The 9,821-nt window shown below is 72.9% G+C and carries 10 protein-coding genes and 1 pseudogene; 7 read left to right on the top strand and 4 right to left on the bottom strand.

Annotated features, from left to right (window positions below):
- Window positions 1-41: 41 nt before the first annotated feature.
- A pseudogene (locus D455_RS35720) lies at window positions 42-302 on the top strand (UPF0104 family protein); the annotation flags it as partial.
- Between the two features lie 91 nt (window positions 303-393).
- On the top strand, window positions 394-759 hold the full coding sequence (locus D455_RS35715) for a hypothetical protein (protein ID WP_017568735.1): 366 nt from the start codon (window positions 394-396) through the stop codon (window positions 757-759).
- A gap of 39 nt (window positions 760-798) precedes the next feature.
- Here D455_RS35715 and D455_RS0100145 read toward each other — a convergent pair whose 3' ends face one another.
- The 3 genes from D455_RS0100145 to D455_RS28725 form a co-directional block, all read right to left on the bottom strand.
- A complete protein-coding gene (locus D455_RS0100145) occupies window positions 799-1,125 on the bottom strand; it encodes a hypothetical protein (RefSeq protein WP_017568734.1) in 327 nt (108 codons plus the stop codon).
- Window positions 1,126-1,279: 154 nt separating this feature from the next.
- On the bottom strand, window positions 1,280-1,906 hold the full coding sequence (locus D455_RS0100140) for a VOC family protein (RefSeq protein ID WP_026122163.1): 627 nt from the start codon (window positions 1,904-1,906) through the stop codon (window positions 1,280-1,282).
- Window positions 1,907-1,916: 10 nt separating this feature from the next.
- On the bottom strand, window positions 1,917-2,666 hold the full coding sequence (locus D455_RS28725; protein WP_017568732.1) for a creatininase family protein: 750 nt from the start codon (window positions 2,664-2,666) through the stop codon (window positions 1,917-1,919).
- Between the two features lie 339 nt (window positions 2,667-3,005).
- Between D455_RS28725 and D455_RS0100130 the strand changes: the two genes are divergently transcribed.
- Both D455_RS0100130 and D455_RS32365 read left to right on the top strand, forming a co-directional pair.
- On the top strand, window positions 3,006-4,574 hold the full coding sequence (locus D455_RS0100130; protein WP_241480128.1) for an MDR family MFS transporter: 1,569 nt from the start codon (window positions 3,006-3,008) through the stop codon (window positions 4,572-4,574).
- A gap of 129 nt (window positions 4,575-4,703) precedes the next feature.
- On the top strand, window positions 4,704-4,874 hold the full coding sequence (locus D455_RS32365) for an SAM-dependent methyltransferase (RefSeq protein ID WP_017568730.1): 171 nt from the start codon (window positions 4,704-4,706) through the stop codon (window positions 4,872-4,874).
- Here the strand turns inward: D455_RS32365 and D455_RS0100120 are convergent.
- Window positions 4,847-5,620, bottom strand: a complete 774-nt coding sequence (locus tag D455_RS0100120; RefSeq protein ID WP_017568729.1) for a GNAT family N-acetyltransferase — start codon at window positions 5,618-5,620, stop codon at window positions 4,847-4,849. The two genes, D455_RS32365 and D455_RS0100120, sit on opposite strands and share 28 nt — an antisense overlap.
- Window positions 5,621-5,991: 371 nt before the next feature.
- On the opposite strand from D455_RS0100120, the gene D455_RS0100115 reads away from it, so the two are divergent.
- The 3 genes from D455_RS0100115 to bla form a co-directional block, all read left to right on the top strand.
- A complete protein-coding gene (locus D455_RS0100115; RefSeq protein ID WP_017568728.1) occupies window positions 5,992-7,197 on the top strand; it encodes a zinc-dependent alcohol dehydrogenase in 1,206 nt (401 codons plus the stop codon).
- A gap of 237 nt (window positions 7,198-7,434) precedes the next feature.
- Window positions 7,435-8,187: a hypothetical protein gene (locus D455_RS0100110; protein ID WP_017568727.1), complete on the top strand. Its 753-nt coding sequence runs from the start codon at window positions 7,435-7,437 to the stop codon at window positions 8,185-8,187.
- 785 nt (window positions 8,188-8,972) lie between these two features.
- Window positions 8,973-9,821: class A beta-lactamase (gene bla / locus D455_RS0100100; protein ID WP_017568725.1), on the top strand; the 849-nt coding region annotated here is incomplete at its 3' end.

Here is a 9,821-nt window from a genome sequence, read left to right as displayed (position 1 = left end):
GGCTGCCGCTCGGGAGGGCGGTCGCCGACTACTACCTGGCAGTGTTCCTCAACGCGGTGCTTCCCGCCGGGGTGCTCGGCGACGTGCACCGGGCGTTCAGCCACGGCCGTTACGCCGGGGACATGGGGCGTGGTGTGCGCGCGGTGGTGCTGGAGCGCATGGCGGGGCAGGCGGTGCTGGCCGCCACAGGAGGGGCACTGCTGTTCGCCCTGCCCACCGCCCTGCTCGGTTTCGGGCTGCGCGCGGTCGGGGTGACGGCGGGGATGGTCGGGCTGGTCGCCCTGGTGGTGGCCGTGGGCCTGCGCGTGGGCGGGAGATGCCGGTCCCGGTGGTGGCGCGCCCTGCGGACCGCGGCGGCCGACGCCCGGGCGGGCCTGTTCGTGCGNGCCCCGGGTGGTGCTGCTGTCGGCGGCCGCGCTGGCCGGTCACGTGTCGCTGTTCCTGGTCGCCGCCCATCTGGCGGGCGTCACCGCGCCCGCGTTCCGGCTGGTGCCGTTACTGATCCTGGCGCTGCTGGCGATGAGTGTGCCGGTGAACGTGGGCGGCTGGGGACCGCGCGAGGCGGTCACCGCGCTGGCCTTCGGCGCGGCGGGGCTGGGCTCACGGACGGGGCTGACGGTGTCGGTGGTCTACGGGTTGCTGGCCCTGGTCGCCGCCCTGCCGGGCGCGGTGGTGCTGCTGGCCCGCGCGGCGCGCGCGTTCACGCGGGGCCCGCGACCCGGCGGCGCCGACCGCGGTCCCCGGCCGACGCGCGCGTGACCGCCTCCGCGCACGACGCGCGGGCCGGGCCCGCGCCGCTCAGGAACCGTCACATCGCCGGGTCGCGGCCGGACACGCGGGCACGGCGCTGGACGAGCAGGCCCACCACGCGATCACCAGGACTCCAGCGCTGGATACCGCCTCGCCGCCGAGGTAGACGCACGTCACGTTGGGCGGGTAGGAGCTGCGCTCCACCTCGTGCCATCCGCCGGGGCCGACGATCCCGTGTGCGCACCTCTCGTCCAGTTCGCTGACGCCGGTGACCAGCCAGGCCAGGATCCAGACACCGACCAGGGCGGCCAGGAAGCCGATGGTGGCGTGCCAGAAGCGGTTCGCGGGATGTCGTACCTCCTGCGGTGGCGGCATGGGGCAGGATCCTACCGAGCCGCGGGGACGGGGCGGAGAGCGCCGCCCCTCGCCGCCCTCGCCCGGGTCGCCCGCATCGCTTGGGCCCGCGTCCGCGCGGGTCATACCGGAGCGCGGTGAGGGCGGGTCCGGGGACGCGGGCGGCGGTGACGGGTCAGGGCGCGGGCACCGGGGAGACGGACTCCCACGCGAACCCGTCCGGGTCGGTGAAGGAACCGGCGTCGCCACCGAGCACGAGCCGGTGCGATCCGCTGCCCTCAGGCGGGACGCCGAGGTCCCTGGCGAGGGCGCGGCGCCTGTACAGCGCCAGCTTGACGGGGCTCGGACCGGTGTCGAACTCGACGTAGGCGCGGCCGAAGCTCCGCGCCACGCCCAGGCCGCGCTCGACGTAGAACCTCCTGCTCGCGGCCACGTCCGCGACTCCCAGCAGCAGCACGATCTCGTCGACGCGCCGGGTGCCGGGGCCGGTGTCCTTCTTCGCCGACGTCGCGACCTTCCAGATGGTCCCGTCCGGGGCCCGTACGACACCGCCGTAACCCCAGAACGACTTCGTGGCGGGCTTCAGCGACGTGGCCCCGGCGGCGAGGGCGGAGCCGATGAGGTCGTCGACGGTACTCGGCTGGGGCACGGTGAGCGCCATGGTGAACCCGCGGAAGCCGGTCGTGGACTCCTGCGAGGCCCGCAGGCGTATCCGCGTGTCCAGGCCGAGGGCCTCGGTGTGGAAGCGGTGGGCGGCCGTGGGGTCGGCCACCTCGAGGGTGACGGATGCGATGGTTGCCATGGCCGTCACGCTAGTTCCGGCCCGGTGACCGGCGCTTCTCGATTCCTGATCGTTCCGGTTCACCCAGCGCCGCCAGGTACCCCGCGAAGGCCTCCGTGAGGGCGGCGAGCAGGGCGCGCCCCTTGGCGGCCGTGGCCAGCGAGGGCCGACCGGCGACCCCCGAGACGGTGTAGGGCGCCAGCCCCACGGTGAGCATGTGGTCGCGCGCGCCCGTGGTGTGGTCGGCGTGCTCGTAGCCGGGCCGGACCAGCTCAGGATGGGTGTGCAGGAGCACGGAGGTCTCCAGCTCCCCGGCGTGCATGTCACCGTCGTTGTCGGTGGCCATCCCGGCGGCGACCCGGGCGGCCTCCCAGTCGTGGGGCCCCGGGAAGAGCGCCATGCGCCCTCCGGACTCCTGGACGAGGTTGGCGAGCACGTGGTTGCCGCCGTGCCCGTTGACCAGTACGAGCACGGTGTCACCGAGGGAGGCGGCGATGTCCCCGACGACCGCGTACAGGGTGGGCGCGGAGACGCTCACGGTTCCGGGCCAGGCGGCGTGCTCGTGGGAGCAGCCGACGGTGACCGGCGGCAGCAGGCGCAGTGGGTGGGCGTCGGCCAGATGGCGGGCGAGGTCGCAGGCGATGACGGTGTCGGTGACCAGGGGCAGGTGGGGACCGTGCTGTTCGAGGCTGCCGACCGGCAGCAGCGCCGCCCGGGCGGCCCGCTCCCCCTCCTCCGCGCTGGTCGTCAACGGCAGCAGGGACAGTGTGAGGTCGTCCATGGGCCCCAGTATTCCCCCGGGTCCGCCCCTCGGCCGAGGGACACGTCCCCTTCCGGCGGGTACGGCGGCGCGCGAATTCCCGCCCGGGGTGTCGGCTTTCCCACGTTTCACACGCCTCCGGGTCGTGACCGCGATGATATTCTACAGTGAGTGCAAAAATTCCCCCTCTGCACCTTTTCGTTCACTCATCGCGACCAAGCAGCAATGCCGCGGCCCGTCCAGCCGCGCTCTCTCCTTCCCAGAGGTCAATCCGTGCGCACTTCCCGTCCCGTGCCCGAGACCGGGCAACCACCACTCCTGCGTTCCCTGAGCGGACTACTCATCGTGCTGGGCGTGACGATGCTCAGCAGCACGATCGTGTCGGTGGCCCTGCCCCAGATCGTCGGGGCCCTGGACGGCACCCAGTCGCAGTACACGTGGGTGGTGACCTCGACCCTGCTGGCGTCCACCGCGTCCACGCCGATCTGGGGCAAGCTCGCCGACCTGTTCGACAAGAAGCGACTGTTGCAGGTGGGGATCCTGCTGTTCATCACCTCGTCGCTGCTGTGCGGTTTCGCGCAGACCACCGGACAGCTGATCGCGTTCCGCGCCGTGCAGGGTCTGGGCATGGGCGCCTCCCAGGTCCTGGTCCAGGTGATCATCGCCTCGATGGTCAGCCCCAAGGAGAGGGGGCGCCTCAACGGTTACCTCGGCGCGGTGATGGCCGTGGCGACCGTCGGCGGACCCCTGATCGGCGGCCTCCTCGCCGACCTGCCCGGCCTGGGTTGGCGCTGGTGCTTCCTCATCGGCGTGCCGTTCATGCTCGTCGCCCTGGTGATCCTGAGCCGCACGCTCAAGCTGATCGACGTACGCCGACCCGACACCAAGGTCGACTACGCGGGCGCCGCGCTCATCGCCGCGGGTGTCAGCCTCCTGCTCATGTGGGTGACCTTCGTGGGCAACGACTTCGCGTGGATCTCCTGGCCGTCCGGCGCCATGGTCGGCGGCAGCCTCGTGCTGCTCGCCCTGGCCGTGTGGGTGGAGTCGCGCGTGGCGGAGCCCGTCGTCCCCCTGCACCTGGTCATGCGGCGTGAGACGGCCATCGCCATCCTGGCCAGCTCGGCGGTCGGCATGGCGATGTTCGGCGGCGCGGTCTTCCTCGGCCAGTACTTCCAACTGGCGCGCGGTTACTCCCCGACCGAGGCCGGGCTGCTGACCGCCCCGCTCATGCTCGGCACCATGGTCTCCTCGACGGTGTCCGGGCGCATGGTGTCGCGTTCGGGCCGGGTGAAGCCCTACGTGGTCACCGGCATGGTGATGCTGACCCTGGGCTTCCTCGTCCTGTCCACCATCGACGCCTCCACGTCACTCCTCATCGTCTGCGGAGGCATGCTGATGATGGGCCTCGGCGTGGGCATGTCCATGCAGAACCTGGTCCTGGTGGTGCAGAACTCCGTCCCGCTGCGCGAGGTCGGCGCGGCCAGCGGCACGGTGACCTTCTTCCGCACCCTGGGCGGCACCATCGGCGTGTCCGTGCTGGGCGCCTTCCTGGCCAACCGGGTCGCCTCGAACATCACCGAGGGCGTGACCGCCGCCGGGATCAGCCCCACCGCGGGAAGCGGGGACGCCAGCACCCTGGACCTGGAGAGCATGCCGCCGTTCCTGCGCGAGATCGTCGAGAACTCCTACGGTTCGGCCACCGGCGACCTGTTCCTCGTCGCCACGGTGATCGCCGTGGCCGGCCTGGCCCTGGCCCTGTTCCTGCCCGCCGTCCGGCTGCGGGACAGCGTCGACCTGCCGGAGCGGAACGAGGGGGCCGAGGGGACCGCGGAGGACGCGCCGGTCCCGGAGACCGACGCGGAGGAGCCCGGGGAGCCGACGGATTCCGCCAGGGCTACCGGAAGCGGAAGGGAACCGTCCGCCGACTGACCGGTTCCACGCACCGACCCCGCGCACAGAAGCCCTCCCCGGTATCGCCCCCGGGGAGGGCTTCTCCGGGTCGCGGGCGCGTGGCGGACACACGAGACCGCGCGTACCGCCCGTCACGGACCGCCCCGTATGCGGGACCCCAGGGCGAACGCCCCCATCGGCACCAGCGTCGCGCGCACCGCGAGGGTGTGGAACCACTGGCTCGGCGGCGAGGACGACCACCCCGTCGACCGCGAGGTGGGCGGCACCATCGGGGAACCCGTGCCGCCGCGTCACCGCCGCCCCCGACCGCTCCGGTGACGGTCCCGGAGTGCCCACGGCGTCTCGGTGTTCGTCCTCGTGTGGAAGTAGCCCCTCCCCACTTCGACGAAGCCGAGCGAGTCGTAGAGGGGACGGCCGTCCTCGGTCGGTACCAGGACCATGTCCCGCCCCTGGTACCGGTACAGGACCTCCGAGAGCACCGTGCGCGCGATTCCGCGTGACCGGTGCTCCGGCATGGTCACCAGCCAGTACAGGGCGACCACGCCACCGTGGTCGAAGGTCAGGCAGGCCGAGGCGGGGGAACCCCGGTCCAGGGCGAGCCACGCCCGCCAGCCGTCCGCGTCCAACAGGCCGGTGGGTAGGAAGCACTGAGGTGTGTGGGGCTGGCGGGATCGCAGGGGAAAGCCGTCCACGATGAGCCGCTCCACCGTGAGCAGCGCCCTCTCGTCGCGCACGGACACGAGTTCGACGTCCGGACGGGGCCGGGGCGCGGGCACGGGCCCCCTGCGCACCATGACGGGCCGCGCTGTCCTCGTGAAGCCCTCGGGAGAACCGACTTCCCCGAAGGGGTCGTCCAGGCTGACGCGGCCCGGCGCGGACAGGACGGACGCGACCCGGTCGGGGAGTTCCACCGAGGCACAAGTGAGGAGCACCCGCGTCTCCTCGGGGTCGGGGGTTCGCAGGACGTGGAACCCGCCGTGAACGACGGCCTCCTCGGTCCGGTCCGCCAGAAGGTGTCTCCACGCCTCGGCGTGGTTGCTCGCGTACGCCCGTACCGCGTCCATGTGCCTCTCTCCGTTGGCCGCCCCGTGCGGGGACCGGTGTCTCCGGCGGTGGCCCCGTCCGTCCTGGTCGAAGCCGCTCGCGGAAGGCGGCGCCACCGGGTGTCCGTGATCCGGGCCCCACGCCGACCGCCCCGGCCATGTTCGCACCGGCGTCGTCAGCGCGTCCGACACCGTCCGCATGGGGTCACGGCGGTGCCGCCGTGGACCGGCCAAGAGCGACCGACCCCGGTCAGAGGTCGGGTACCGGGCCGGCCCTCCGTGTCGGTGCCCCCGGTTTACGGGTCCGGGGCCGGGGTAGCCGGGGCACCCAACAGCTGTCCACCGCTTCGGGCGGCGCGGGCGCGTGCCCGCCGCTGGTTGGGAGGAAGACCATGAAGGCAGTCGTGTGGCACGGCATCGGCGACATTCGCCTGGAGGACGTGGAGGAACCGAGGATCGAGCACTCCCAGGACGCCATCGTGCAGATCACCACGAGCGCGATCTGCGGTACCGACCTGCACATGATCCGGGGCACCATGCCGGGCATGGTGCCGGGCACCGTCCTCGGTCACGAGGGGGTCGGCGTGGTGACCGAGGTGGGCTCCCAGGTGCGCAACTTCCGGCCGGGCGACCGGGTGGTCATCCCCTCCACCATCGGCTGCGGGACGTGCAGCTACTGCCGGAGCGGCTACTTCGCCCAGTGCGACAACGCCAACCCCGGGGGTCGCCGGGCGGGCACGGCGTTCTTCGGAGGGCCGGAGTCCACCGGTTCCTTTCCCGGTCTCCAGGCCGAACGGGTGCGCGTTCCCTACGCCAACGTGGGGCTCGTCAGCATCCCCGAGCGGGTGAGCGACGAGGAGGCCGTCCTGGTCTCCGACATCTTCCCGACGGCGTGGTTCGGGGCCAAGCTCGCCGAGGTCTCCCCGGGGGACACCGTCGCGGTGATGGGCTGTGGTCCCGTGGGGCTGTTCGCCGTGCTGAGCGCCTACCTCCAGGGAGCGGGGCGCGTACTGGCGGTCGACGGAGTCGGGAGCCGGTTGGAGCAGGCGCGCCTGCTGCACGCCGAGGTGGTCGACTACACCCAGGAGGATCCGGTGGCCGCCCTGGTGGAACTCACGGGGGGCATCGGGCCGGATCGCGTGATCGACGCCGTCGGGGTCGACGCGGAGCGGCCCAAGCAGGGGCCGGCCGTCCAGGAGGACCTCAGGGAGGAGTTCGCGACGGAGGTCTCCGAGCTCGTGCCCCAGGCCCGTCCCGAGGGTGACACCTGGGTGCCCGGCGACGCGCCGTCGCAGGCCGCGCGGTGGGCGGTGGACGCGGTCGCGAAGGCGGGGACCCTGTCCATCATCGGCGTCTACCCGCCGACGATGACGCACTTTCCCATCGGCGCGGCGATGAACAAGAACCTCACGCTGAAGATGGGCAACTGCAACCACCGCACCCACATCCCCGAACTGCTGGAGATGGTGGCCAGCGACAGGGTCGACATCACCTCGGTCCTCACCCAGGAGGTGCCGTTCAACGAGGTGGTGGACTCCTACCGCGCCTTCGACCACCGCGAGCCCGGCTGGACCAAGGTGGCCGTGACCATGGCCTGACCCGGCGACGTCCGGGGGCGCCGCGGAGGCGTGCCCCGGACGGACCGGAGGGCGCGGTGACGCACCCGCGCACCCGGACGGTGCGACGCCGTGACCGGCTCGTCGCCGTCCGGCCCCGCCCGGCGCGGAACCCTCCTCCTGGTGCCAGGGCGGACCCATCGTCGTAGTGTGGAGGTAAGCCTTCGTGTCCGGGCCGTACGGACGCCCGGGCCGGGTCTCACACCGGAGGTGGGCACGATGTCCACACTCATCCGCAACTGGTGCCGGGCCGTCGTCATGGTCGTGGCCCCGGCGCTCCTGCTGGCCGCACTCCTGTACCACCCGTTCCTGTCGGGCTTCGGCCCGAACCCGGAGATCGTCGCGCAGGCCGTGGAGGCAGATCCCACCCGCTGGGCCACCGTGCACCTGCTGACGGTCTGGGCCTTCGCGCTGTTCGTCCTGGCCTTCCACGGGCTCCGCGGTCGTCTGAGGGACGCGGGCGAGGGGCGCTGGAGTTCCTGGGCGTTCCCGCTGGTCATCGTGGGCCTCGTCCTCATCGCCGCGCTTCCCGCGATCGAGCTGACCGTGGCGGCGGCGGTCCGGACGGGCGCCGACACCGTCGCGCTGCTGGAAACCCTCCAGCCGTGGTTCCTGTCGCTGCTGGTGAGCGGCTCCGCCCTCTTCCTGGTCGGGTCGCTGGCGTTCGCGATGGGGATCGCACGCGCCGGGATCACGGGCCGGTCCACGACGACGGTGGTGGTGGTCGCGGTGGTCGTGATGGCCCTGGCGATGGCGGCTCCGCCCTTCCCCGCCTTCTACGTGATGGGGATCGCCGCGATCGTGGCGTTCTGGCCGTTGGCCTGGGCGACCGTGCGGACCGGGCCGAAGGCGGTGGACGGGAGAGGGGCCGAGGCGGGTGACACGCCCGCGGCTCCGCGTCCTCGCGCCGCCGAAGAGCGAGGGGGCGTGCTCCGGGGCTTCGGCCGGCGGGGGTCGCGGGCACACCACTGACGTCGGACCGCCGTTCCCGGTCCTGCTCAGCGCGGCCTTCCGGAACGGAGGACCGAGGGGACGCCGGGACGGCGCTCCAGCGTCCCGGAAACCGTCGTAGGCCGCCCCTAGAGTCGTGCCCGCCCTCCCGGAGAGCGGTGCGCCGCCCTCCGGGGGTTTTACCGGCCGGGGTACGGGCAGCCTGCAAGGACTACGGGCCGTCGGCACGGAACGTGCGGCGGCCGGGACGTCCGTGACGCGGTAACGGCCACAGCCGTCCTGTGAGAGGGGAGCGAGGGGACATGACGTTGGCGATTCTCGGGGCGCTCGCGGTTGTGGTGGCGGTTGTCGTGGACACCCTGGTTCCCCTGGGGGCCAGGAGCGGTCTGGGGGTGCGCAGGGGGGCGGTGCGCAGGGCCGTGGCGGCCCTGCGGGGTCTTCGGCCCTCGCACGCGCCCGTGCGGGCCGTGAGCGTCGGGGAGGCCCGGGAAGACGGGGTCCCTGGGCCGAGGCGGGAGACACGGCCGGTCGGGCGGGGGTTCGCGCCCGCGCCGTCCCGCGGACGCCGCGCCTGGAACAGGAGTCCCGTGCGGGCGGGCCGACCGCACCGCGCCGCCGCGAGGGCCTCCCTCTCCTGACACCCGCGGGACCCTGGGAGGACGCGGGCGTCCTTCCCCTCGGCCGAGACGACGCCGACCCGGCCGAGAGGGCGGACGCGCCATACCGTCGCCATCGTCGACAGCGCGCCCGCCAGCCGCGAGAATCCCCAGGGTAACCAACCGCGCACGGAGGGAAGGTGCTTCGCGGTGCCGTGGTCCACGACCCGCCACGCCGCACTGGCGGCCCTGGTTTCGATCGCCCTGACCCCGCTCACCGGCTGTTCGTCCCCCGCGGACCCGACCGGCCCCGCCGCCCCGCCACCGTCGGCCGAGGCCGCCGGGACCACCAGGCCCGCTGAGCCGGCCGCCCCCGTCCGGATGGATTCCGCGTTCGCGCGCCTCGAAGGGGAGTTCGGCGTCCGGCTCGGCGTCTACGCCCTCGACACGGGTACGGGCCAGGCGGTCGAGTTCCAGTCCGACGAGCGGTTCGCCTACTGTTCCACCTTCAAGGCCCTGGCGTTCGGCGCCGTGCTCGACCGGACACCGATCGACGAACTCGACCGGACGGTCACCTTCTCCGAGGCGGACCTGGTCTTCCACTCCCCCGTCACCAGGGAACACGTGGCCACCGGCATGACGCTGCGCGAGATCGGCGACGCCGCGCTGCGCCACAGCGACAACACCGCCTCCAACCTGCTCCTGCAGGAGCTCGGCGGACCGGAGGAGCTGGAGAGGGCCCTACGGGGAATCGGCGACGAGGTCACCCGCGTGGACCGGGTCGCGCCGGAGATGGCGGAGGCCGTGCCGGGTGACGTCCGTGACACCAGTACCCCTCGGGCGATGGCCACCAGTCTGCGCGAGTTCGCCCTGGGCGACGTCCTGTCCGAGGACAAGCGCGACATCCTCACCGGCATGATGCGCGCCAACACCACCGGCGACGACCTGATCCGCGCCGGGGTCCCCGAGGACTGGACGGTCGGGGACAAGACCGGTGCGTGCGGCTACGGCACCCGGCACGACATCGGTGTGCTGTGGCCGCCTGAGGGCGCTCCCGTC

Origin of the sequence: Nocardiopsis halotolerans DSM 44410 (assembly GCF_000341065.1) — a bacterium.
Classification (GTDB): domain Bacteria; phylum Actinomycetota; class Actinomycetes; order Streptosporangiales; family Streptosporangiaceae; genus Nocardiopsis; species Nocardiopsis halotolerans.
Note: the sequence above shows the minus strand (reverse complement) of the source record. Positions and strands in the feature narration are given on the sequence as shown.